We start from the raw sequence: 22,987 nt of genomic DNA on the forward strand, positions 1-22,987 counted from the left end.
TCAGGAGAGTGAACATCATTCGGCCTATTCATTTGCAAATTAAAAACTATGACTCCCCTCTTGCGATCGATACGGATTGTCCGATATTTGCTTGGCAGCTGGAAAGCAAAGATCACGGAGAACAGCAAGCATATTATCGTATAGTGGTTGCTGAATCGGAGGAGGCCTTGTTAGCGGAAACAGAATTATGCTGGGATAGCGGCAAAGTGAGCTCCACCGAGCAGTTGAATATACATTACGCGGGGCAGCCGCTCCAGAGTCTAACTGTTTATTATTGGAAAGTAGCCGTTTGGAATCAGGCGGGCAAGCAGGCATGGAGCGAGCAGCAGCTACTGTTGACAGGCTATTTGCATGTAACGGAATGGAAGGCAAAGTGGATCGGCAGCGGAAGAAAGCAGCCTTTCTATGCCCGTCATGAATTTCAAATATTAAATAAAGTAAAACGGGCTTATGCTGTCGTTTCAGGGTTGGGTCATTTTAAGTTGTTTATGAATGGCAGCAAAGTAGGCAACCATGAAATGGACCCTGGCTGGACGAATTATCACCAGTCCGTGCAATATGTGTGCTTTGATGTAAAGGATCATATCTGCATGGGAACCAATGTCATTGGCTTATCGGTCGGCAATGGCTTTTATGCGGGAGATGCGGGCGGAAGACATTTCTACACGATAGGAAAAGGGTATGAAGCATTCGGAGAGAACCTGCTTGCCATTGGAGAATGGCATATTGAGTACGAGGATGGCTCCAAAGCGCTAATCCTTACGGAAGCAGACCGCTGGAAGGTTAGAGATAGCGCAACGATGCTTGCGAATGTGTACGGATCTGAAAATTTTGATGCAAGACGTTACCCGGTCGGCTGGTATGAGGCTCCGTTTGATGCTGCAGAATGGGAGCAGGCAGTGGTGTTGGCAGCTCCATCAGGCAGATTGGTTCGCCAAAATCAGCCACCAATAACCGTGCGAAAAATATATGACACCATTGGAATTGAGGAGCCGCTTGAACAGGTATATGTCTACGATCTTGGACAAAACATGTCCGGCATGTTTGAGATCCATGTGAGCGGACCGGCAGGCAGCAAAGTGACGATCAAGCCGGGTGAGTTGCGAAATAAAGATAATACGGTTGCAACGCCTTGGGATATTGTTACTTTTTCTGAATACATCCTTGCCGGCACGGGTGAGATCGAGGTATGGAAGCCTGACTTTTCCTGCTACGGGGCCAGATGGGTGCAAATCGAAGGCTGTACGCGTGATGGTGGAGACCCTGCCAAGCCTGTCATACACGATGTCAAAGGTTACTTTGTCACTTCTGCCGCGAAAAATGTGGGCGAGTTGGAGGCGGATGATCCGCGCATCACACAGCTTGCCAAAATTATCATTAAAGCAATCGAGAGTAATTTACAGAGCGTACATTCGGATTGTCCGACGATTGAGAAGCTGGGCTGGGTAGAGACGGCCAGTCTGATGGGACCCTCCATTATGTATGTTAAGCAGGTGGAAGAGCTCTGGCTGAAAATAATGCGCGACATGATGGAGGCTCAGACAGAGGAAGGGCTCATTCCTGATATCGCTCCTGAGTATTCCAGGTTTGAAGAGGGGTTCCGTGATTCCATCGCATGGGGAAGCGCGATCATCCTCGTGCCAGAGCTGCTGTTGCAGACATACGGGAATAAGACCGCTATAGAAGAGGCATATCCGGCTATGAAAGCTTATATGGCTTACTTGCATACCAGAGAGATTCATGGCGGATTCATTGGACATGGATTAGGCGATTGGGGCATTGCACCGCAGACAGGCGGTGATTATGTTGAAAACGTGGAAACCGCCTTCTATTACGAAGCCTTCCGTTTGATGGCAAAATATGCTTTAATGCTGGGATATAACGAGGAGCATACGTATTATGCTGCCGAGGCGGAGCGAACTAAACAGCTTTATAATGAGCGTCTGCTTAAACCAGTTCCAGGTCAAAACCGCTACGCCTATTGCAAGCTGAACGGCGAATATGATCCAGAGAACCAGGTCATGCAGGCGATGCCGCTTTATTTTAGCTTGGTTCCGGAGGAGAAGCTTGCTGATATTGAAGTCGCATTGCTTCAGGCGACAGCCAGCCATCAGCTGCGCTCGGGAGAGATTGGGCTTCGTTATTTATTTGGCGCATTAGCCAAAATAAATCGAAACGATATCGTATTCGATATGATGATGCAGCCGGAGCATCCGAGTTATATCCGGTTTGTGGAGCAGGGCGAGACGGCTTTGCCTGAATTTTGGACGGACGATTCTAGGTCACGCAATCATGATATGATGGGCCACATCTTAGAGTGGCTATATAAGCATATGCTTGGTATCTCATCGATAAAAGACGCTTATCAAGAAATTGGGATCGCGCCGATTTATTTTGATAAGGTGCGTTTTGTGCGAGGAAGCTATCATTCCGTTAGAGGTATCATCCAAGTCGATTTCTCGCATGGGCAAGATGGAGTGAGATTACAGGTAAGTCTGCCTCCTAACACCATAGGTCAAGTTAAGATTCCACTTGCTTCAGCGAATGCCAAGGTATTAGAGGCTGGGCAGGAAAGGGAGTTCGATCCTGAATGGGAGAATGGCCAGCCTTATGGGGTAATTAAAATCAGCTCTGGCAGCTATAATTTCTATTCCCCGAAAGAATAAGTAGGCTTGCTTAGAACTGAACTGATCCCTGTTTATGAGACGGAGATCAAAAAACCTTTTCGTACTAAATAGCCAAGTGAAGCTTCTATAACAAGTATAGTGTTGTAAATAGTAAAGTACCTTAGAACTGCTAAAAAGACAGATAGATTCCAGGCCTTTTTGGAAACTGTCTGTTTCTTTCTTTTTTATCGTGGCTATATATCCATCAATATTCTTTTCGTTCCAAGGATACCCTCTATCTTTACTTTTTAGCACTAATGTAATTATATTCTTAACAAGAATAATGCTTTTTCAACTCGGGATGGACCCGATCATTATCTTACGTACAAATGGAATTATTGTCCTTCTTTGAATGTGCTATGTTGCTTAATTAAATTATGATAAATTCACTCTAATTCAGTTATTTGTATGTTTATGTGTCTTATAAAGGCCTCAAACGAGATTCGAACCAAGATCCCGTCGTCTAAACTTTAGGAACCGTTCAGGCTTACAATACTACTATGGTTAGGCTTTCTTGTTGGCTACAAGAAACTCGTAACATTTTATACATAAGGGATATAACTGCAAACGATCTTCAATTGTTCTTAGGAACTCTACGACATCCTCAAAAAATTGAAAAGAGTACCAAAAATCATCCTAAAGCCGGCAAAGTATTTGAGGGAAGTTCTTCAGAAACGAAACAATTTGGCTGAAGAAGCGTTATTTATTTCCTTGAAACGAGGACAAAGACTTACTAGAAGAGCAATTGAGCTTATTATTGAAGAAATTGCACGTGACGCGGGAGTAAAAGCAAATAATTTAAAGGTCACACCTCATAAGCTAAGGCATACTTGTGCTGCGGTATTATATAATGATGGTGAAGGAGCAGATCTTTTGGCAATAGCAGATTTATTAGGTCATGCAGACCCTAAAACTACAACTATTTACACCAAGGTAAGCACCGAGAAAATGAGAAATATCATTATTTCAAATCCATTAGAAACTACATAATAAATAAACAGATTAATAAACAGATAGGATGTTTAACGATTCAGACTATGTTATCATTGTGTCATTTTATCTAAAGGGGTAAAGTTGCTATCAATATAGGGATAAACTTTGTGTCACTGGACATCACTGGACAAATGGACCGATAAACCCGCGTGGTTACGCGGATTCTCACAGACATCTTCACAAAACCCGTATTTCTTTTAGTTTAATTCCAATGATTTTTTGCTGTATAAATATAATATTTTTATATATTGTGACACAATTTATTTAAAAATCGAAAAAACAGGTGAAGATATGGAGGATCCGCTCTCCATCGGCACCATCGGGCTGATCAAAGCCATTGAGAGCTACCGCGCGTACAGAGGCACGAAGCTGGCTACTTTGCTACCCGCTGTATCGAGAACGAAATCCTGATGCATTTAAAAAACAAAAAGGACGTATCCCTGCATGACCCTATAGGGACGGACAAGGAAGGTAATGAGATTACGTTAATCGATATCCTCGGCTCAGAGGCAGATGATGTGATCAAAGAGTTGGATCTGAAGATCGAGAAGAGCAAGATTTACCTCAATCTGGATATTCTGGACGACCGGGAGAAAGAAGTCGTAGTGGGCCGCTTCGGCCTGGACACCGGCAGGGAAGAGCGGACGCAGCGGGAGATTACGAAGGAGCTGGGGATCTCGCGGAGTTATGTACCTGTTAAACCTTATTTCTTTCAAAATAAGTTCACATCATTTTTTTCGCTTTAATCAGGCGAGCGCTCTCCCGTTATATTGGGAAAGCGCTCGCCGTATTAACACGTTTTTCTATTAACTACCGTATTACCAAGGCAGCTCTGTGTCCATATGAAAGAACTTGCCTGTCGGTCCGTCCGAAGGTAACGTGGCAAGCATTACGCTTGTCTTACCGCCATCTTCAAGATCCATATCAGCGTATTTTCCGCCCAGTGGAGTCTTCACCCAACCAGGGTAAGCAGAATTCACTTTAATTGGTGTATCCTTCAGCTCATGTGCAAGATGGGTCGTAAAGGTATTCATTGCCGCCTTCGAGGCATCGTAAGCAAGAAGCTTGACATCATAAATTTGAGCAGCGGGATCGGAATGGAGTGTATTCGATCCAAGCGCACTGGATACATTAACAATTCTTCCGGCTGGCGCTTTGCGAATCAACGGCAGCAGTAGCTGAGTTAATTCAACCATGCTGAAGAAATTGGCATCGAAGGTTTCACGCATAACGACCGGAGAAACGGTACTTGTTTCATTAATGGGTGCAAGATCTTCAATCTCTATCTGTATCCCAGCATTATTAATCAACATATCAAGCTTACCGTACCGCTGTTCAAAAAAATTGTAGGCAACTTGAAGGTCTTCGGCTAGATTGACGTCCAATTTGATATTCTCCGCTTGGATTCCCTCCGAACGAAGTGTATCCACAGCAACCTTCCCTTTCTCCAAATCGCGTGACCCAATAACGACAGTGGCTCCAAGCTTACCTAATTGACGTGCCGTTTCCAATCCAATGCCACGATTTCCTCCAGTTATAAAAGCAACTTTGCCGTCCATGTTTATAGTCATTTTTAAATTCTCCTTTAAGATTTATTTTATACAGTCCTTTGACTTAGCCTTGATGATTTTAGGATTGGCATCATACCTAAAATTAATGCCGCTTTAGATTTAAATCGAGAACGATCGTTCTAATTATGCTAAAAAATTTATCCCAGGACTGCTAAAGTTGTATTAATAATGCTTTCCAGCTTTTCTTTGTCTTCTGTCGTTTTAATCATTACACGCAATCCCACCTAAGCATTATGCAGATAGAGGGAAAGGCTCACAGCATCATAATGTTCGGGAATTTCTCCCGTTTTCTGAACTGAACGCTCACCTGCAAATCATACAACAATTGCTCTGAAGCAAAAAAACTGCTCATGAATTTAAACTGCCACTTCTGGATCGAGCAGTGACAGTTCAACGGCCGAATTTACCGTTAAACAGCCCTTGGGTTGATTCTCTTCACAACTGACTATCATTTCAAACAACTGCTGGATAGCCTCTTTGGCAGAATTTGAGCGATGAATGCGATTCGTAATATTTGAATTCAAAGTCAAAGTATATCGGTTCAAGACATCCATAAATAACTGATGCTTGTCTACGAACGTATCATAAAAGCTTCTTCTGTGAATACCCATGCCCTGGACAAGCCCCTGTATGGAGGTTTTTTCGTAGCCTTGACGCCAGAATAAGTCCATTGCCTTGTCTAATACCACGTTGATTTCAAACTCTTTGCTTCTCGCCATGATCATTCTCACGCCCTTTTGCTGCCCCACCTCCTGTCTGCAAATTCATATTATCATATTGAGAACGATAGGTAAAGTATTGTTTTGAATTGAGCTGCAGCCCGCAGCAATGGGGTTTATGTGTACATTACGGATTGCACGGTGAAGAAAATCGTTTCCATTTAATCGACCAATGCAGATGATATTGTTAAGGAAGTCTATCTGAAGATCGAGAAGAGCAAGATTTACCGCAATCTCGACATTCTGGATGACCGGGGGAAGGAAGTTGTAGTGGGCGGTTTGGCTTGGACACCGGCGGGGAAGAGCGGACGCAGGGGGAGATTGCGAAGGAGCTGGGGATCTCGCGGAGTTATGTGTCGCGGATTGAGAAAAGAGCACTGATGAAGCTGTATCATGAGTTTTATAAGGTGAAGCGGTAAGAAATGAAATGATAATTACAAAGTAGTATTTTAAAATAAAAACGTTAAAAAACGACTTGTCTGCGGATAAGTTGCTTTTGTTTTTTAGGTGAACCCCTGATGAATGCGGATTAGTATATCCAACTGCTATATCTCTACGAAAAAAAGGGATTCACGATGAAGTTGGAATTCGACGAAGCTCCAAAAAGGGTTTGGACATTCTTGGTTTTAGAGAGAGTTCTTTTGCGGTTTTTTTGAATCCAACTAGAGGTTTGGATTCAGAGACCCTGTTTGATTAAACTCCAGATGCGTTCAAACCTGTCCTGGTAGTCTGGTAAATTCCAGGATTCTTTGAAGGACGGGAGGCTAAACACCGCAAACGCGGAGAGAATCGCTTCTGCCCGTTCCAAGTGGGGATCGTGATAGTCCATTAAGCCGTCAATAATTTGGTAGGAATCCCAGAGAACGTCACGTAATACCAGTGGATTGCTGTCAACATATTGCGTATTCAAGGCGAACATTTTGGCATTCTCGTTATAGGCACGTTTTTTTGCGTTAGCAAATGCCCAAAGCCAATCGTGGAGCAATTCCTGTGGATTAGCCATATTAGTCATGTCTATTTTGATTTGTTCTGAAATCATCCGGTTGAACCAGCTCTTCGACACGGCTGCCCAGAGCTCTTGCTTATTTTTAAAGTGTTTATAAAGCGCTGCGTGGGTGATACTTAATTCATCCGCAATTTGTGAGAGGGTCACTTCGGATTTTTCCGTGCGTTCAATTAATGTCTCCGCTGTTTCAATAATGAGCTCTTGTGTGATTTTAGCCACTGTGCTGCCAACCCTTCTTTCTTCAATAAATCCCCAATAATCGTTTATACACCTGCCTGTATTTTATCATATAAAACAATGAGTAACAATTGTTGACTTTTGTAACCTCTGGCATTATGCTTGTCACATAAGTTACAAAAACAAATAAATGTTACTTATTATTCAGCGCATAGGAGGCTATTAATTATGAAAGCAGCACAGATTACCAAATATTCAAAAAAATTCATAGTAGAAGTCAATGATATTCCAGTCCCGGAAATAAGTGATAACGAAGTCTTGGTCAAGGTGAAAGCAGCGGCGGTTAATCATTTGGAATTGCTCATTGGTACCGGGAGCGTGAAGCTGATCCAGGATTATGAGTTCCCGTTGGTACTGGGTAACGAGCTGACAGGTGTTATAGAAAAGGTTGGTAAGAACGTCCAGGGATTTAAAGTTGGCGATGCAATTTACTCACGCCTGCCACTACAAAAAATCGGTGCCTTTGCGGAATACGCGGCGATTCATGCGGATGCCATCGGGCACTTGCCCGCTAATCTCGATTTTGTGACCGGTGCTGCTGCGCCATTAACAGGATTGACTGCTTATCAAGGTTTGCATGAAGAATTGGCTGCCAAAGCTGGCGAAAGCGTGTTTATTCCCGGGGGTTCTGGTTCATTTGGCCAAATGGCCATTCCTATCGCCAAAAGCATGGGGCTGAGGGTCATCGTTAGTGGAAATCCGCAAGCGCGTGAACGGACAATGGCGACTGGAGCAGACCAATATATTGATTACACGACTGAGAATTATTGGGAGCAGCTTAGTAATGTAGATTATGTGATGGATACGTTGGGACCAAGCGAATTTGATCATGAACTTTCCATTATTAAAGCAGGAGGTCGCCTTCTTTCTCTGCGGACCGGACCTAACAAACGTTTCGCCGAGCATATGGGCTTGCCAGGTTGGAAACAAAAGCTCTTCACCATTGCCGGGGCTAAGTATGATCACAAAGCGAAGAAAAAGAAGATTCAATATCATTTCATTTTTGTTCGCAGTGATGGCGAACAATTAAAGAAAATTACGAAGATTATTGAAGATAACGGGATTGTACCAGCGGTGGACCCGACTGAATTCCACATTGAAGATATTAATGAGGCTCTGAAGCTTGTTGCGACTGGTCATCCTAAAGGAAAAGTCATTATCCGATTTTAAGGGGAGCACCTAATGAAAGCTGCACAAATTTCTAGATATTCCAAAACACTTGAAGTGGAAATCAACTCAGTCGATGTTCCATCAATCACATCAACTCAGGTTCTGATCAAGACTAAGGCAGCCGGTGTTGATCCACACCTTGTCTTGGCGATTACAGGAAAAGTTAAGTTGTTCGATCATTACAACTTTCCATTGACTCTAGGCAACGAGTTGGCTGGAGTTGTGGTTGAAGTCGGTACCGGTGTCCAAAATTTCAAAACAGGTGATTTCGTGTACACTATGCCACCGCTAGATACAATGGGAGCGTTCGCTGAATATGTCGCAGTAGATGCATCTATTGTGGCTAAAATACCAGCTAATTATTCCTTTACAGAAGCAGCAGCCGTACCATTGTCTGCTTTGACGATCATCCAAGCACTAGATATTTTAGATGCTCAACAAGGCAGTAAATTATTTGTCTCTGGAGGTACGGGGGGCTTTGGACAGATTGCCATACCTTACGCGAAGTCACAAGGACTGTTTGTGACCGTCAGTGGTAGTGGATCAGCGCGTGATTTGGCCAATCGACTCGGTGCAGATGAGTTTATCGACTATGAAACGCAGGATTATACTCACATACTGAGAGGCTATGATTATGTTATTGATACCCGGGGCGCCAGTGAAATTAGTAAACAAATTAAAATATTAAAGCCCGGTGGTAAATTATTGTCGTTAAATGCTGGTCCCAATGCCCGTTTCGCTAAACGAAGCGCAGACTTGTCAACGGCGAAGAAGATTCTTTTCAGTTTACTGGGGTTGCCTTTTGATGGGCTAGCGAAATGGCATAATAAAAGTTATGATTTCATATACGTTCAACCAAGTGGCAAGCAATTAGCAGCTTTCACACAGTATCTTGAAAAAGCAAAATCTAAGCCGGTAATTGATTCTGAGTACCCCTTTGATCAAGTGAATGCCGCAATTACTAAAATTGCGACAGGCCATAGTCAAGGGAAAGTCATATTGAAAGTAGATGATGAAGAATGAAATTGAATAATAGAACGATACTGGTGACAGGCGGCACGTCTGGAATTGGCTCTGCTTTTGCAAAACGTTTTCATGAGATGGGAAACACAGTGATCATCACAGGGCGCTCACAAAAACGCATTGATCAAGCAGTAAAGAACAATCCTGGAATCATTGGGATGGTAGCTGATGTTAGTGATGCTAAAAGCGTTGAGCAACTTGCCAAAGAATTAGCTAAACATTATCCCAAACTGGATATTGTTTTCAATAATGCTGGTATCATAAACGAGTTTGACTTATTCGATGAAAGTATTACCTACGAGTATCTTATTTCAGAAATCAACACAAACTTGAATGGTACAATATATGTGACCAAGGCTTTGTTGCCACTATTAGCCAAACAAAGAGAGGCAATGATTGTTAACGTTACTTCACTACTTGCTAATATTACAGTAGCCAACGCACCGACTTATTCTGCAACGAAGGCTGGCATACACATGTTCAGTGATGCATTACGTGAGCAAATCCGTTACAAAGGAAAAAATATTCATGTGATGGAGCTTTGTCCACCAGTTATTTCTGAAACCAATCTCACGGACACTTATGATGAAGGATTGATGAATAAATTGATCTCTTTCCCCTTAACAAAGCTTGTTAATGTTGGTATTAAAGGCATGTTGAGAAATAAACTACGCGTGAACGTAGGTTTTACCAAAGTTATGCGCTTTTCAATGAAGTTCGCCCCGGATTTTATCACGCATACTTGGGGTCAAATGATTCTTAAGCAAAGTAATAAGAAAAACTAATCTTATACATTTTTTACGGACTATAGTTCGTTTTCATTGTTTGTGATATTGAATGGATTAGCAATAACATTTTTATTCTTTACCGATCGTTCTCAATATGTTATATTGAATACGGGAGGAGGGAACCAGAATGGCACGTTACAAAGAATTTGAAGAAAATGTAGTACTAGATAAGGCAATGAAGCTCTTTTGGGAACAAGGCTATGAAAAGACATCAATGACGGATCTAGTTGAGCATATGGGTATCCATCGGAGAAGTTTGTATGACACCTTTGGCGACAAACATACGTTGTTTCTGAAAGCAATGGATCGATTTCGAACTAAAGTAAATAGCGAGCTTGCAGGAGTAGTTAAAGGCTCTGAGACGGCTGTTGAGGCTCTTCAATTGATTATTAGTTACATGATATATGGGAATGAAGATTCACCTTCTGGTTGTTTAATGGTGAATTCTGCCGTGGAATTAGCTATGCGCGATGTAGATGTGGATTCAAAGGCCACTGAATCATTTACACTAGCAGAGCAACTGTTCAAGGATATTATTTTGTGGGGACAGGAGAATGGAGAATTAAACCTAGATTATGATGCCTCAGTACTGGCAGAACATCTGAATGTGGTGGGTATTGGGTTGAGGGCAATGGCGAGAACTTCCATTCCTAAAGAGAACCTGCAACGTACAGCCAACATCTCTATAAAACTTTTAACTAAATAGTTATAGGTTAATTGTCCTTTATGTATCAATGTTTATAATTTTTAGAGTTTATAATTTTTAGAATGATCGTTTTAATATATTGAACCAACAAAGTTTTCTTCTTGAAGAGACCCTTCTTTTTACCAAATATAGAATGATCATTCTTGTATTATAAAACATATCCCTCCATCTAATAAGAAATTGTATCTTCGTAATGAGAAGAATCCAGAAAATGTTGTTTTGGAATTGGAATACTATACTACAAAATAAAAAGGAGTAATAAAAATGAAAATTTCTGAACAAGTCGCATTTGTCACTGGTGCCAACCGAGGTCTTGGTCGATATCTAACGCTAGAACTTCTGTCCAGAGGAGCAAAAGTTTATGCAGCAGCAAGAAATCCAGAATCTATTGATATCCCAGGTGTAATCCCCGTGAAACTGGATATTACTAATCCTCAAGAGGTGATTGAAGCTGCTAAGATCGCTCAGGATGTAACACTTCTAATAAACAATGCGGGGTCGTCAACAGGTGCTTCTTTACTTGAAGGAGATCTAGATCAAATACACTTAGAATTTAACACGCATTTCTTTGGTACTCTTTCTATGGTTCGTTCTTTTGCACCACTTATAACTAAAAATGGCGGTGGTTCGATTCTGAATATTCTTTCCTTATTGTCTTGGTACAGTTCGGGTACTGTGGGCGCTTATACGGCTGCAAAAGCTGCAGAATGGGCATTGACGAACGACCTACGTTTAAATCTCCACTCTCAAAATATTCGAGTAGCGGGGTTACATGTGGGCTATATGGAGACAGACATGACATCGGGCTTAGAAGTTCCCAAAGTTAACCCCTTGGACGTTGCAAAAGCAGCGATTGATGGTATAGAATCTGACAATTTTGAAATTATTGCGGATGATGCTAGTCGTCAAGTACAAGGTGGACTTGCCGGTGGTGTAGCTGCACTATACCCCCAACTTTCCTAAAATAAGGGGCAGTAATAATAAGGAATTTCACTTAAAAACAGAACAAAGGAGACAATAAAAATGATAATTTCTGAACAAGTCGCATTTGTTACTGGAGCAAACCGGGGATTTGGCCGCCATCTTGCCCTTGAACTTCTAGCAAGAGGGGCGAAAGTGTATGCAGGTGCAAGAAACCCGGAGACTATTGATATTCCAGGTGTTACACCAGTTAAGTTGGATATTACCAACCCTCAAGAAGTTGCAGCTGCTGCTATGATCGCTCAGGATGTTACCGTGCTAATTAACAATGCAGGCTCATCAACAGGGGCGTCTTTACTAGACGGTGATTCTGAAAAAATAGGTTTGGAATTTAATACACACTTTTTCGGTACACTGTCCATGGTTCGGGAATTTGCACCGATCATAGAGAAAAACGGGGGAGGATCAATTTTGAATATTCTTTCCGGATTATCATGGTTTAGTTCGGGAACTTTAGGCGCGTATACGGCTGCAAAGGCTGCAGAGTGGGCATTAACGAATGATTTACGATTAAATTTATATCCACGCAATGTAAGAGTAGCTGGTCTACATGTTGGCTTTATGGAGACAGACATGACTGCCAACGTAGACATGCCTAAATCCAATCCTGCAGATATCGCGAAAATAGCTATTGACGGTATAGAATCTGGCAGCTTTGAAATTATCGCAGATGAAATTAGTCGTAAGCTACAAGGTGCACTTGCAGGTGGGGTATCAGCGTTATACCCACAACTTTCTAAATAAAAAACTAATTTAAACTACAGAGGAGTTGTTTGAAATGAGTAAATTGTGGACTAAAACAAAAATCGGAAAAATGGAATTGCCTCATCGTTTAGCTATGGCACCAATGACACGTAGCAGAGCAGAAGAGGACGGTACACCAGGTGAACTAAGCTCCCTTTACTATGCTCAAAGAGCATCTATGGGGTTAATCATTAGTGAAGGCACACAACCTTCTGATGATGGGCAAGGTTACTTGAATTCACCTGGTATCTATACTGAAAAGCATATAGAAGGTTGGAATAAGATTACGAATGCAGTGCATAAAGCTGATGGTTATATATTTATCCAATTAATGCATGTGGGCCGCATGTCGCATCCAGATAATACACCCCATCATCGTCAACCTGTTGCTCCATCTGCAATCGCGCCAGGTGTGGAGATGTTCACCGCTAAAGGAATGCAGGATATCCCGGTTCCGCGGGAGTTAAGTAAAGAGGATATTCAAACAACCATTGCTGATTTCCGAAAAGCAGCAGCAGCGGCTATAAAAGCAGGAGCAGATGGCGTCGAAATTCATGGAGCGAATGGTTATCTGATTAATCAGTTTCTTGGAGAGAATTCAAATACACGGACAGACGAATATGGAGGCTCTATAGAAAATCGTAGTCGCTTCGCGATCGAAGTAGCGAAAGCTATTATCGAAGAAATTGGAGCAGAAAGAACCGGCTTCCGTATTTCGCCAGGAACACCTCTTGGAGGAATACAAGATGGGGAACAAGGTCCTGAACTTTATCTCCACCTCGTAAAGGAATTAGCTCAATTGGATTTAGCTTACCTTCATGTCATGCATCTTGGAAATGAGAAGCTTCTCCAAGACATTCGCACAAACTGGACAAACGCATTATTGGTCAACAGAGCAGGGCGTGCTATTGATGATATTAGTGTAGATATTGATAGTGGCACAGCTGATCTGGTACCCGTTGGTGTATGGTCTTTGGCTAATCCAGATTTTGTGGAACGTCTCAAAGTAGGGTTCCCTTTAAATGAAGTTGATCGTAATACTTTATATGCTGGTACCGGAAGTAAGGGTTATACAGATTATCCTACGATGGATGAAGTGAAAGCTCAAAGGCAGTAACACAGCAGTAAGAACATAAATACCACATGGCGTGCCACTGTAATGGCACGCCATGTGGTATTGTAGATGTCGGGGGACAAGAACATATTCCCATTGAAAGTCACTAATTTAGCGGCTTTTTTTGTTTTATCGCAAGTTCGTGTCCCGAGCCAAGGACAAGAACTTGTACCGATTGCCGTAATGGAAAAGATTATAGTCCGATTACCGATTAGGCATATGTCTAATCGATTTTCGCCAGCTAATTCATTTAGCTGACGGTCAGGATAGCGTAACTATGGCGATTTGAAAAACTGGAACCGCAATCAATATACTCATTTTGAGCATCGGTAATTGCCAGTTTTGAGTATACTCTAAAGATTTTCTACTTTCATGTCCCGGAATAAGGTTGAATAAGTGCGTCATCTATGCCCTGCTTTTTTCGCGAGGTTAATAGAATGTGACGTAATGAGGAGAAAGGTTTTGAGATAAATTGGCTTCCTTTGAATATTTTTCCAAAATCTTGCGGATTCCCCTGTTTGTGTACTTTTTCTTCCATGAGGACTCAAACAAATAGGCCGCTTGCTTATTTTTCATAGTATCAGCGTGCATGGCCAGCAACTCTTTGAAATTATGAGGAAATGGAACAATGCGGTCTTTTTTAGTCCAGTGTGATCTTATTTTCAAAACGGGGTTCAACTGATCCGTTGCATAGAAAATTTATTTCCAATTCCTCCGACAACGGTTTTTCTTGATAAGGCTGATACCAAAAATATGCATCCGGACCGTGCAGTTGTACTTGATAAGGTCTCTCTGGCGATGATGGGATCAAAATACCCAGCGTGCCTAATACATCAGGAAACTCCTTGCGGTTCATTGATCCAACAGCTGAAACAAAAGAGTGATTCGTTAAATAATGACCGATGGCTCGCCCCCGGATTCCCGAATGAAGCAACAGACGTGGGGTTTCGAATGTGCTTTTCGATAATACGACCGTCTTTGCTTTAAGAACATAAGCTTTTTTGTCCGGAGATATAGCTTTTACACCGGTAACATACCCATTCTCTTCGAACACTTGGACCCGCCCGGGCCTTGACAGCCAAATCGTAAGGTCTGTTGTTCATCGCTTCAGCCAGAAAGGAGGTAGAACTGAAAAATACATCGGAAGGAACCTGCCCATATGCGGTTGACTGCAGGTTGGCGGCGATCGGAGTAGTCGTGGCTGTGGGAAACCCGTTTTGATGCAGTCGATTCCGCAAAATGTCAGTGAACGAAGAACCATCGGTATATCTGTTCGTGACGCTCATGACCTGTTCGGCGATGGAATAATAAGCTTCCATTTCCTGAATTGGAATAGGCCAATATTCTAATTGATGTAGGTCCATACGGGGGCTAATTCCATTCCAGAATAACGTTTTTCCCCCAAGGGTCAAAATTCGCCTTGCTCCTGAAAATTCCGGAAGTGAACCCATTAAAGGTTTTGATACATATTGGAAATATCTTTGCACCCGTTCGCTATTCATAGAGGGAATATTGGCCGCATTCGTCGGCAGCAAAAGGTCTCCGCTTCAATGACGCCAATCCGTTTATTGCTTTTTTGCCTCTGTTCGCATAATCGCCAAATGACAGTCCCTCCTCCTGCGCCAGTACCGACGATGAGGACATCATATTCGATGTCGGCCATTTGTTCCAATGAGGTAAGGGGAAGCCAATGATTTAAATATATTGGCGGAGTCAATGGCGGTGGGCAAGAGGGAGAGTGGTACTTTGGTGTTTTCGTTGCAGGTGAGTAAGGAAGGTAGACCGGTTTACCGGTTATGTTCAGATCGGGATTTGCAATGTGCGAATTCAGGGAGATAAGATTTTCTGTTTGCACATCGTTTTTGTACGCGATTGTTCTTAAGGTTTCTCCCTCATGAGCAATCCAGATTCTCATCGTGATCTCCACCTTTTGACCAAATCTTTTTAGATATATGCAGATTGTGATGAAAAAATGTCATTCTATGCTAAATGCAGAAGCAGATCATGGAACGGAGACCTGTACATGCTTACTGCTGCAAACAGTAAGCATGATTTGCCGTTTTATCCAAGACTTCAGCCCGCATCGCGCCACGACGCCGTAAGCTTTGTTGTCAGTTCGGTTGAATTTTCGCAACGTTTCACCTTGATCATGCTGGACAAGATGATGCTCGATGCCGCTCATGATGTAGCGGCTATCTATGAACTGCTTCAGCATCAAGGCGTCAAACCATTTATTGATCTGAACAAACGGGCAACCAAGTACATAGATAGCGACAGCAAGATTTCACCCACCGGCACCCCGATCGTCCTGCAGGCAAGGAAATGACGCTTTATGGCTTTGACAACACTAGGACGTGTCTGAAAACTCATTACTGAGTCCATTTGAAAATGGCAGCCACGTATACAAACGACAAGAATGACTTTGCTAGCTTGTCATAACGGGTAGCCACGCGGCGAAAATGTTTGATTTTTTGAAAAAGCACTCCACTAAGTGGCGTTCTTTGTACAAATACCAATCCACTTTCCATATGCACAAACTGATGCTCATCCAAGAATTGAACAACTGGACTATGATAATGACCCGTTGCCTCTAATACGACTGCCGCACGTTTCCCAGTAAAAGATAGGGCGTTCCTCTGTCTGCAAAAGCTTGCGCGTGACTTTCCCCTTTGGACACATCCAAACTAATGACAGGGTTCACATAATCACTCCCATAATATTTTTCGCCGGCAACCCCTAACCTTCTTGTCGTCCACATTATCGCATGTGATTCGGGATCATGGTCCCAACCAGCCTAATCATGGTTTAACAAGTAGGGGGGATGAACTGTATAGCTCTCGGGATCCAACTCCCACGGGCAGAAACGTTCGATCCCCGGCTACCGCTATCTTACGATCACACAAAAATAAGGTCTACCAGAAAGATCTGGTGACCTCATAATACGATTGGGCAGGTTAGTTTAAGATAAACCATGCAAACATAATAAAAATGAAAAAGCTAAAGACCAGTATAGGCTTTAGCTTTTTCTTAATTCTTTATATTTTTTTCCCCACTTGCCCATACTATCTAGTATAGGAATAAAACTTTTCCCTAAAGGGTATGCGTCAAACAGCCCCCATCATGCAGTCATGTTGAGGGCTGTCGTATACTATAGCTATTGTTGTTTAAATACTCGGCAGGCGAGCGGTAGCATCGGCGACCACGGAAGCAACTTGTCTAAGACTTCGGGATCGTTTGGATCTGTCAGCTGAGGCAGTTGCTCGAAGAGGTACTGCGCACATACTTAAATGGATTTAGGCCATTTTCTTTTGCTGTTTCCATCACACTGTAGATCTTCGCGCTGGCTTTGGCTCCGCGAGCTGTGCCCGCGAAAAGCCAGTTTTTACGATTATGTGCTTAAGCAAATAAACGCAAAAACTTCCTCTTCAGCAACACGCCGCGCGGAGCAAAAGCAAGTGCGATCATTTACAGCATCGCGGAAACCGCAAAGGCGAATGACCTGAAGCCGCAGGCTTATCTGCAGTATCTATTCGAGCAGTTGCCGCAGCAGCTTGAAGATGTGAAGGATCATGAAGCCTTGCAGAAACTGGCGCCATGGTCGCCATCACTGCCGCTCATCTGCCGCAATTTCAAGAAATAATCTCGAGCCAAAGCCTCTTCTAGATAAGCAGGGGCTATTCGGCATTCCTTGAGTTGCGATGTCTTCATATTCTCGAAAAATCGGTAGTTCCATCATCTCATATGCTTCATCTTAGTTCCATGTGTGTCGGATTTGATGCATACTGAATAACAGAGAAAAACAATTGCTCCCGCGCCTTCGCTTGGGCTACGTCCTCCATCAGTGGATAAGATGTACACGGTAATATGAACCATTATTTCCAACTTGGGCGAGTGACTGCTACGATCTCATGAGGAACTATAAGCATACTAAGAGAAAAAAGAGACAATCGTTAGAAAACGATTATCTCTCATCGGAATAATTGATGTTAAAAGGTTAAGTTAATGAAGTTGTTTAAACACAAGGATTTCCGAGTGTTTGAAGGCCTTTTTCTATATCTGGATAATGATGATTTGAGGGCGTGGTCACACGTTTGGTCACGCTAAACTAGGATACTCATGTTATGAGAGGCCCCGGGACGAAGGCTTAAAAAACATCATTCAACGTTTATTTCCACTCTGCAACATCGGCAATCGGCTTTCGTGTTGAAGGGCGGCCATCAGAATCTGCCTTACCGATGGATACCAGCATAACCGAAACGTAACGTTCCTTGTCCAATCCAAATATTTCAGCAATGTTCTCCTTATCATACCCACCCATGGCACAAGTGTCATAACCGTAAGAACGCGCAACCAGCATTAACTGCATAGCCACCAGTCCGCCATCGGTTAAGGCCACGTCTTTACGAAAATGATCCGGGCTATTGCTATAATGAATATTGATAGCCTCAAGGATATATTCTTTCACAGATTCAGTCATTGACCCCTGTTTTACTTCTGCATTGAAAATTTCTGGCGCACTCGCAACATGCTCTAGGTCACCAAAAATTGCAATTACAGCAGATGAAGTTACTATCTGTTGTTCATTGTATTGTTGCCCATTGAATATGGCCAAAGGCAGCAATTTGGATTTAGCCTCTTCGCTTTCAATGACCAGGAAACGCCATGACTGCAAATTATAGGACGAGGGAGCCTTGGTCGCCTTGGTTAATATATCCTTCATTTCATCGCGGCTAATCTTAACAGAAGTATCGTATTTCTTAATCGCCCTACGTTCAAAAACAATTTTGTTGAAATCGTTTATCCGATTTCCATGCTCATGTAAATTCATGCTTCTATTCTCCTTTTTTGTTGGATTTATATTCGATTGCAGGAACATCATACCGCGAGAACTAAGGGTCAACTAGTACGGTGTTTATGCTACTATAAAAACTATTACCTTAACTTAACTCACACGAAATCCGATAAAACAAATGCATTCGTTATAAGATTCTGGTACAATTTATTAAGCATAGATCATTGGAAAGGGGATGCGACTCTTGAATGACGAACTGCGGCGTAAGGAGCTTGCTGAATTTTTGAAAAACCGTCGCAACAGGACAAGACCAGAACAAGTTGGACTGAGTAACAACTCTAATTCTCATAGAAGAACTAAGGGCCTTCGCCGGGAGGAAGTGGCGGTTTTGTCCGGAATCTCAGTGTCTTGGTACACATCCCTTGAACAAGGGAGAGACGTGCGTATATCAGATAGTGTCATCGAAAGCTTGGCCCGTACTTTAAAGTTAAGTCGTGATGAAAGAGCTCATCTCTATGTCATAGCGGATCGCAAGATCCCTCTGGAATCGGTTTCAGATGCGTCATATCTGCAAATATCCACCCCTGTGCTTCAACGCATCGTTGATCAATATATACATCTGCCAGCCTACGCCATTGACGGTCAGTGGAATCTGTTAGTTTGGAATCAGACAGCCATTGAAGTATTTGGATTGCAGTCTAACAAGATGAAAAACTGTTCGGGAAATCTGATCTGGTTAATGTTCAACGACCCCGTTGTACGAGGCCGTTATGCGGACTGGGAAGACTCGGCCCGAAAGCTACTCGCAGCTTTTCGTTACACTTTTGCTCGGCGGACGGAAGATCCCTACATCATTGAAATTATTAAGAAGCTTTTGGAAGTGAACGAAGACTTCAAAACGATTTGGGAACTCCATGACGTCCAGTGTTTTCGGGATGATAACCATTTTAAAATACAGCATCCCTCTGCAGGTGAAATTAATGTTCGTTCCAACACGTTTTATGCAGGCGAATACGACGATGTTACCCTCATTTTGTATACACCTGAAGACGATATGGATGAGAAAAATTTGATAAATTTAGGAGCATTCAGGCCAATAAATTCATTGAACCCCTGATTATTTGATGATACACTGTTTGACCAGCCATTTCTTTTAGACGCAGAGAAAATTAAGTGGATGCTTCATCGAAAAGAACGATTTACATTTTCATCCCCTCATGCCATTGAGGATTCAGCCGAAATATGGAACCAGCTTAGAAAGGACACGAATCAGACCGTTGAATTTATTGAAGGCTGTAACGATGAGGAACTTTATATGCACTATGCCTTTGATCAGTGGATGGAAAGGCAGAAACCAAGAAATCCATGGGCTCGATATGCTGACGATGGAGTCATACACTGTTGGAAGAAAGCAGAAGCTGAACAACTCCTTGAGGAGTTGAAAAGTCGAATGAAAACCTGCAAATTGGAAATACACCCGGATAAAACCAGAATCGTATATTGTAGAAGTGATCGATATCAAGGAGGACATGAGTATGAAGATTTTACCTTCCTAGGATACACGTTTCGCAAACGGTATATGAGAAACAAGCAAGGGGAATTTTTCAATGGTTTTTCACCGGTAGCCAGCAAAAGTGCAGGACAAGTATTGCGAGAGCGCATACGTAACATACGTACTTGCAATAAATCGGTTTCCATAGAGGAATTAGCTAAGTTAGTGAATCCTGTAATACGTGGTTGGTTCAACTATTTCTCGAAGTTTGCTGCTGGCTCAGCCAAAAGAATCCTGACTTATGTAAACCTCACTATAGCCAGATGGACGAAGTCCAAGTACAAGTCGATGAAGGGGAGCACGCTAAAGGCAATGAGATTTTTGAAACGTATTGCAAAGTGCAACCCGAATCTCTTTTACCACTCATAGACATGTTCACAAAACCCGTATTTTATACATATGTGTATGGCAGCTGCCTGCCCGTATGAGTTTGGTCTGTAGCTGTACGGTGAAGCGAATGTGGTTGCATTCCATCCCTGTGAAGCAAAAGTGGTTGCATTGCTCCATTCAATCTTAACAGTATAAATTTAATGCAACCACTTTTGCTTCATTATATTCTTCGAAATTAACAGTTCATTGAAGCAAAAGTGGTTGCATACTTGTCATTAATATTAATTAGAATAAGTTTGTGTCACGGACACCAAAATTGAGAATTGATATATGTTAGTACTGTCCCGTTCATTATGTAGTTTCTAATGGATTTGAAATAATGATATTTCTCAATTTCTCGGTGCTTACCTTGGTGTAAATAGTTGTAGTTTTAGGGTCTGCATGGCCTAATAAATCCGCTATTACTAAAAGATCTGCTCCTTCACCATCATTATATAATACGGTAGCACAAGTATGCCTTAGCTTATGAGGTGTGACCTTTAAATTATTTGCTTTTACTCCAGCATCACGTGCAATTTCTTCAATAATAAGCTCAATTGCTCTTCTAGTAAGTCGTTGCCCTCGTTTTAAGGAAATAAATAACGCGTCTTCAGCCAAATTGTTTCGATGCTGAAGAACTTCCTTCCTTTTTAACATATATAAATCAAGACATTTTAAAATCTTTGGAGTTATTGCCAACTTCCTTTCTTTATTACCTTTACCAATGATAATGATTGTTCCTTCATCTTGATTAATTTGGTGGAGATTAATATTGACTAGTTCAGAAACCCTGAGCCCCAATAAAAGAAATAATACAGTTATTAGATGATCTCTTTCTTTAAACTTGCGTTTCCCAGACATATCTTCTAATTTCATTGCATCTTGTAACGTTACACTTTTGGGTAAGCGTTCAGGCATCTTAGGATTCTCAATATATTGTGAAACATCATATTGGATATACTGTTGTTTTATTGCCCATTTAAAAAAATGTTTAATTGCAGATATGATTCTGGCTCGAGTTGTAGCCTCAAATACTTTGCCGGCTTTAGGATGATTCTTGGTACTCTTGTCAATTTTTTGAGGATGTCGTAGAGTTCCTAAGAACAATTGAAGGTCGTTCGCAGTTATATCCTTTATGTATAAAATACTACGTGTTTCTTGAAGCCAACAAGACAGTTTAACCATAGTAGTATTGTAGGCCTGAACAGTTCCTAAAGCGTAGTTTTTATTTACTTCAAGATAGATCGTAAATACGTCGATTAAGTCATCCAAAGGATAGTTTTCCATCATATCACCCTTTTCTATTTTATCAGATGAAAATACTTCACGAAACGGTTATTTTGTGAAGTAAAATATTTTTCTTATGCACTGTAGTCAGTTCTTCTTTTATGCCCCCAAATAAGTTCATAGTGACTAATTTATAAAAAAGAAATCTGCAAAATTTAAACGACAGGCTCTTGCATGGTTTTCAACAAATAAATAAGTTTTATTTCATATCGGTCATTTTCAAAAGTTTTTGAGAGATTAAATATTTTTATCCGGCAGCATAAGCGCTTAAACGAAACAATAGATCGTAACAACAACTGTAATAAAACGATACCCCGAGGGAATCTGATTATTACAGTTGTTACATCACATGAGCACCAACAGACAAGGCATTCATTGCATGTTGATACGCCCAATGCCCATAGTGAACCGCATGTCAAACAATACTTACCCTTTAATGGTTGTTGTTATAAATACTTTATTTCACAATCCTCATCCAACCTGCTGGCAACAGTTGCTGATAAACTAGGTACACAAAAATAAAGATTTTCTTGAGCTCGACTTGCCGCTACATAATAAACTCTATAATCTTCATTCTCTATATCAGGACTTAGCAAAAAACTTAAATCTCTCTTTTCATCAGAATTGGTTTTTGGTTTGGGTGTAACAACGGCTAAAACATTCTTAAACTCACTACCTTTAGCTTGGTGAATTGTTCGATGGCAGCCTACTTTTTCTTGATATTGGTTAAGGTACTCGTTCTTTTATACGAGCATTATATGCGCATCAGAAAACACTCTCATTTTTCAAGTGAGGGCTCTGATTATTGCTGCCTTTTTTCTAACCTGAATCCAGTTTAGACTTAGGCTGGCTTGAGCGAAATTCACCAGGCGTAGCTCCCGTTATTTGCTTGAAGCGTCGTATAAAGCTTGATGTATTGTAATAGCTGACTTTTTCGGAAACTGCTTTTAATTGCAATAGGGTTGTCGCCAGCATCTACTTGGCTTTCTCCATTCTCAGGAAGGTCGTATACTCCAGTAAGGTCTATCTTTAAAAAGTTGACTTAAATTTGGCAGCGCCATGCCAAAGTGTTCAGCCATATGCTGGAGCGTAAACTCGCAGCTATCGTCATGATCCTTAATATAATCATCCATAGCAGCTATTGATCGTGAATCCATGGATACTCCCCTGACTTTCTAACAACTCCTGCTCTAGCAAGAAACACCTGTCAAGGCATAATGAATACTCCAAATTAGTTGTACCAGGTGAAGCTATCGTTCCACTGTAAGA

23 protein-coding genes and 6 pseudogenes are annotated in these 22,987 nt (G+C 41.8%); 16 read left to right on the top strand and 13 right to left on the bottom strand.

The genetic code is table 11. The annotated features are described in order from the left end of the window. The first annotated feature begins 8 nt into the window (after positions 1-8). The 4 genes and pseudogenes from AC50X8_RS07835 to AC50X8_RS07850 form a co-directional block, all read left to right on the top strand. Positions 9-2,666 (top strand): family 78 glycoside hydrolase catalytic domain, encoded by a 2,658-nt coding sequence (locus AC50X8_RS07835; protein WP_494879221.1) that lies wholly within the window; start codon positions 9-11, stop codon positions 2,664-2,666. Positions 2,667-3,166: 500 nt separating this feature from the next. Then, the gene (locus AC50X8_RS07840; protein ID WP_494879222.1) at positions 3,167-3,358 is read left to right on the top strand and encodes a hypothetical protein; all 192 of its coding nucleotides are present in this window, start codon (positions 3,167-3,169) and stop codon (positions 3,356-3,358) included. Further along, positions 3,279-3,656, top strand: coding sequence for a tyrosine-type recombinase/integrase (locus AC50X8_RS07845; protein WP_494860362.1), 378 nt, complete (start codon positions 3,279-3,281; stop codon positions 3,654-3,656). Before AC50X8_RS07840 ends, AC50X8_RS07845 begins: the two co-directional genes overlap by 80 nt. Positions 3,657-3,878: 222 nt before the next feature. After that, a pseudogene (locus AC50X8_RS07850) lies at positions 3,879-4,405 on the top strand (sigma-70 family RNA polymerase sigma factor); the annotation flags it as partial. A gap of 72 nt (positions 4,406-4,477) precedes the next feature. Here AC50X8_RS07850 and AC50X8_RS07855 read toward each other — a convergent pair. Then, entirely contained in the window at positions 4,478-5,230 is a 753-nt protein-coding gene (locus tag AC50X8_RS07855) for an SDR family oxidoreductase (protein WP_200931666.1), read from the bottom strand. 356 nt (positions 5,231-5,586) lie between these two features. Beyond that, entirely contained in the window at positions 5,587-5,949 is a 363-nt protein-coding gene (locus AC50X8_RS07860) for a TetR/AcrR family transcriptional regulator (RefSeq protein WP_327204940.1), read from the bottom strand. Between the two features lie 168 nt (positions 5,950-6,117). Here AC50X8_RS07860 and AC50X8_RS07865 point away from each other — a divergent pair. After that, positions 6,118-6,368: pseudogene (locus tag AC50X8_RS07865) on the top strand (sigma factor-like helix-turn-helix DNA-binding protein); the annotation flags it as partial. A 257-nt stretch (positions 6,369-6,625) separates the two neighbouring features. On the opposite strand, the gene AC50X8_RS07870 reads toward AC50X8_RS07865, so the two are convergent. Then, on the bottom strand, positions 6,626-7,174 hold the full coding sequence (locus AC50X8_RS07870) for a TetR/AcrR family transcriptional regulator (RefSeq protein WP_494860366.1): 549 nt from the start codon (positions 7,172-7,174) through the stop codon (positions 6,626-6,628). A 186-nt stretch (positions 7,175-7,360) separates the two neighbouring features. Between AC50X8_RS07870 and AC50X8_RS07875 the strand changes: the two genes are divergently transcribed. The 7 genes from AC50X8_RS07875 to AC50X8_RS07905 all read left to right on the top strand — a co-directional run bounded on the left by AC50X8_RS07875 (position 7,361) and on the right by AC50X8_RS07905 (position 13,721). Then, on the top strand, positions 7,361-8,362 hold the full coding sequence (locus AC50X8_RS07875) for an NADP-dependent oxidoreductase (protein WP_046230981.1): 1,002 nt from the start codon (positions 7,361-7,363) through the stop codon (positions 8,360-8,362). A gap of 12 nt (positions 8,363-8,374) precedes the next feature. Continuing rightward, positions 8,375-9,385, top strand: coding sequence for an NADP-dependent oxidoreductase (locus tag AC50X8_RS07880; protein WP_056040360.1), 1,011 nt, complete (start codon positions 8,375-8,377; stop codon positions 9,383-9,385). Beyond that, entirely contained in the window at positions 9,382-10,170 is a 789-nt protein-coding gene (locus AC50X8_RS07885; protein ID WP_494879223.1) for an SDR family oxidoreductase, read from the top strand. The genes AC50X8_RS07880 and AC50X8_RS07885 overlap by 4 nt, the downstream gene beginning before the upstream one ends. Positions 10,171-10,300: 130 nt before the next feature. Further along, the gene (locus tag AC50X8_RS07890; protein ID WP_056040356.1) at positions 10,301-10,879 is read left to right on the top strand and encodes a TetR/AcrR family transcriptional regulator; all 579 of its coding nucleotides are present in this window, start codon (positions 10,301-10,303) and stop codon (positions 10,877-10,879) included. Between the two features lie 264 nt (positions 10,880-11,143). Continuing rightward, on the top strand, positions 11,144-11,842 hold the full coding sequence (locus AC50X8_RS07895) for an SDR family oxidoreductase (RefSeq protein WP_056040355.1): 699 nt from the start codon (positions 11,144-11,146) through the stop codon (positions 11,840-11,842). Positions 11,843-11,902: 60 nt separating this feature from the next. Then, positions 11,903-12,604 carry an SDR family oxidoreductase gene (locus tag AC50X8_RS07900; RefSeq protein WP_494879224.1) on the top strand — a complete coding sequence of 234 codons (702 nt, stop codon included), beginning with the start codon at positions 11,903-11,905 and terminating at the stop codon, positions 12,602-12,604. A gap of 34 nt (positions 12,605-12,638) precedes the next feature. Continuing rightward, positions 12,639-13,721, top strand: a complete 1,083-nt coding sequence (locus tag AC50X8_RS07905) for an alkene reductase (RefSeq protein WP_046230975.1) — start codon at positions 12,639-12,641, stop codon at positions 13,719-13,721. Positions 13,722-14,088: 367 nt separating this feature from the next. On the opposite strand, the gene AC50X8_RS07910 is transcribed toward AC50X8_RS07905, so the two are convergent. The 3 genes from AC50X8_RS07910 to AC50X8_RS07920 all read right to left on the bottom strand — a co-directional run bounded on the left by AC50X8_RS07910 (position 14,089) and on the right by AC50X8_RS07920 (position 15,633). Then, entirely contained in the window at positions 14,089-14,256 is a 168-nt protein-coding gene (locus AC50X8_RS07910) for a hypothetical protein (RefSeq protein ID WP_494879225.1), read from the bottom strand. A gap of 102 nt (positions 14,257-14,358) precedes the next feature. Continuing rightward, complete coding sequence (locus AC50X8_RS07915; protein ID WP_056040351.1) at positions 14,359-14,772, bottom strand: GMC family oxidoreductase N-terminal domain-containing protein; 414 nt, start codon at positions 14,770-14,772, stop codon at positions 14,359-14,361. A 444-nt stretch (positions 14,773-15,216) separates the two neighbouring features. Next, positions 15,217-15,633, bottom strand: coding sequence for a LysM peptidoglycan-binding domain-containing protein (locus tag AC50X8_RS07920; protein WP_494860382.1), 417 nt, complete (start codon positions 15,631-15,633; stop codon positions 15,217-15,219). A gap of 108 nt (positions 15,634-15,741) precedes the next feature. On the opposite strand from AC50X8_RS07920, the gene AC50X8_RS07925 reads away from it, so the two are divergent. Then, positions 15,742-16,044, top strand: a complete 303-nt coding sequence (locus AC50X8_RS07925) for a hypothetical protein (RefSeq protein WP_494879226.1) — start codon at positions 15,742-15,744, stop codon at positions 16,042-16,044. A gap of 43 nt (positions 16,045-16,087) precedes the next feature. Here the strand turns inward: AC50X8_RS07925 and AC50X8_RS07930 are convergent. The 3 pseudogenes from AC50X8_RS07930 to AC50X8_RS07940 all read right to left on the bottom strand — a co-directional run. Beyond that, positions 16,088-16,230, bottom strand: a pseudogene (locus AC50X8_RS07930) (IS5/IS1182 family transposase); the annotation flags it as partial. Between the two features lie 19 nt (positions 16,231-16,249). Then, positions 16,250-16,419, bottom strand: a pseudogene (locus AC50X8_RS07935) (IS110 family transposase); the annotation flags it as partial. Positions 16,420-16,872: 453 nt separating this feature from the next. Next, positions 16,873-17,105, bottom strand: a pseudogene (locus tag AC50X8_RS07940) (transposase domain-containing protein); the annotation flags it as partial. A 22-nt stretch (positions 17,106-17,127) separates the two neighbouring features. On the opposite strand from AC50X8_RS07940, the pseudogene AC50X8_RS07945 reads away from it, so the two are divergent. Beyond that, positions 17,128-17,358: pseudogene (locus AC50X8_RS07945) on the top strand (transposase domain-containing protein); the annotation flags it as partial. Positions 17,359-17,883: 525 nt separating this feature from the next. On the opposite strand, the gene AC50X8_RS07950 reads toward AC50X8_RS07945, so the two are convergent. Beyond that, positions 17,884-18,546, bottom strand: coding sequence for a nitroreductase family protein (locus tag AC50X8_RS07950; RefSeq protein WP_056040346.1), 663 nt, complete (start codon positions 18,544-18,546; stop codon positions 17,884-17,886). A 208-nt stretch (positions 18,547-18,754) separates the two neighbouring features. Between AC50X8_RS07950 and AC50X8_RS07955 the strand changes: the two genes are divergently transcribed. After that, on the top strand, positions 18,755-19,627 hold the full coding sequence (locus tag AC50X8_RS07955; RefSeq protein WP_056040343.1) for a helix-turn-helix transcriptional regulator: 873 nt from the start codon (positions 18,755-18,757) through the stop codon (positions 19,625-19,627). Positions 19,628-19,687: 60 nt separating this feature from the next. Next, positions 19,688-20,431, top strand: coding sequence for a group II intron maturase-specific domain-containing protein (locus AC50X8_RS07960; RefSeq protein WP_494879227.1), 744 nt, complete (start codon positions 19,688-19,690; stop codon positions 20,429-20,431). 312 nt (positions 20,432-20,743) lie between these two features. Here the strand turns inward: AC50X8_RS07960 and AC50X8_RS07965 are convergent, their stop codons facing one another. From AC50X8_RS07965 to AC50X8_RS07975, 3 genes are all read right to left on the bottom strand, one after another. Continuing rightward, positions 20,744-21,718 carry a tyrosine-type recombinase/integrase gene (locus AC50X8_RS07965; protein ID WP_494879228.1) on the bottom strand — a complete coding sequence of 325 codons (975 nt, stop codon included), beginning with the start codon at positions 21,716-21,718 and terminating at the stop codon, positions 20,744-20,746. Between the two features lie 446 nt (positions 21,719-22,164). Beyond that, positions 22,165-22,410: a 3'-5' exonuclease gene (locus AC50X8_RS07970; protein WP_494879329.1), complete on the bottom strand. Its 246-nt coding sequence runs from the start codon at positions 22,408-22,410 to the stop codon at positions 22,165-22,167. 127 nt (positions 22,411-22,537) lie between these two features. Continuing rightward, complete coding sequence (locus AC50X8_RS07975) at positions 22,538-22,693, bottom strand: helix-turn-helix domain-containing protein (RefSeq protein ID WP_494879229.1); 156 nt, start codon at positions 22,691-22,693, stop codon at positions 22,538-22,540. Between the last annotated feature and the right edge of the window lie 294 nt (positions 22,694-22,987).

It is taken from the genome of Paenibacillus sp. JT22N15 (genome assembly GCF_059383755.1).

Bases quoted from the DNA above. Each gene is read 5' to 3' on its own strand.
- AC50X8_RS07880 (WP_056040360.1), top strand. From the start codon at position 8,375: ATGAAAGCTGCACAAATTTCTAGATATTCCAAAACACTTGAAGTGGAA.
- AC50X8_RS07840 (WP_494879222.1), top strand. From the start codon at position 3,167: ATGGTTAGGCTTTCTTGTTGGCTACAAGAAACTCGTAACATTTTATAC.
- AC50X8_RS07900 (WP_494879224.1), top strand. From the start codon at position 11,903: ATGATAATTTCTGAACAAGTCGCATTTGTTACTGGAGCAAACCGGGGA.
- AC50X8_RS07950 (WP_056040346.1), bottom strand. From the start codon at position 18,546: ATGAATTTACATGAGCATGGAAATCGGATAAACGATTTCAACAAAATT.
- AC50X8_RS07905 (WP_046230975.1), top strand. From the start codon at position 12,639: ATGAGTAAATTGTGGACTAAAACAAAAATCGGAAAAATGGAATTGCCT.
- AC50X8_RS07895 (WP_056040355.1), top strand. From the start codon at position 11,144: ATGAAAATTTCTGAACAAGTCGCATTTGTCACTGGTGCCAACCGAGGT.
- AC50X8_RS07975 (WP_494879229.1), bottom strand. From the start codon at position 22,693: ATGCTGGCGACAACCCTATTGCAATTAAAAGCAGTTTCCGAAAAAGTC.
- AC50X8_RS07885 (WP_494879223.1), top strand. From the start codon at position 9,382: ATGAAATTGAATAATAGAACGATACTGGTGACAGGCGGCACGTCTGGA.
- AC50X8_RS07965 (WP_494879228.1), bottom strand. From the start codon at position 21,718: ATGGAAAACTATCCTTTGGATGACTTAATCGACGTATTTACGATCTAT.
- AC50X8_RS07875 (WP_046230981.1), top strand. From the start codon at position 7,361: ATGAAAGCAGCACAGATTACCAAATATTCAAAAAAATTCATAGTAGAA.
- AC50X8_RS07910 (WP_494879225.1), bottom strand. From the start codon at position 14,256: ATGGAAGAAAAAGTACACAAACAGGGGAATCCGCAAGATTTTGGAAAA.
- AC50X8_RS07890 (WP_056040356.1), top strand. From the start codon at position 10,301: ATGGCACGTTACAAAGAATTTGAAGAAAATGTAGTACTAGATAAGGCA.
- AC50X8_RS07925 (WP_494879226.1), top strand. From the start codon at position 15,742: ATGCTTACTGCTGCAAACAGTAAGCATGATTTGCCGTTTTATCCAAGA.
- AC50X8_RS07960 (WP_494879227.1), top strand. From the start codon at position 19,688: ATGCTTCATCGAAAAGAACGATTTACATTTTCATCCCCTCATGCCATT.
- AC50X8_RS07920 (WP_494860382.1), bottom strand. From the start codon at position 15,633: ATGAGAATCTGGATTGCTCATGAGGGAGAAACCTTAAGAACAATCGCG.
- AC50X8_RS07855 (WP_200931666.1), bottom strand. From the start codon at position 5,230: ATGACTATAAACATGGACGGCAAAGTTGCTTTTATAACTGGAGGAAAT.
- AC50X8_RS07860 (WP_327204940.1), bottom strand. From the start codon at position 5,949: ATGGCGAGAAGCAAAGAGTTTGAAATCAACGTGGTATTAGACAAGGCA.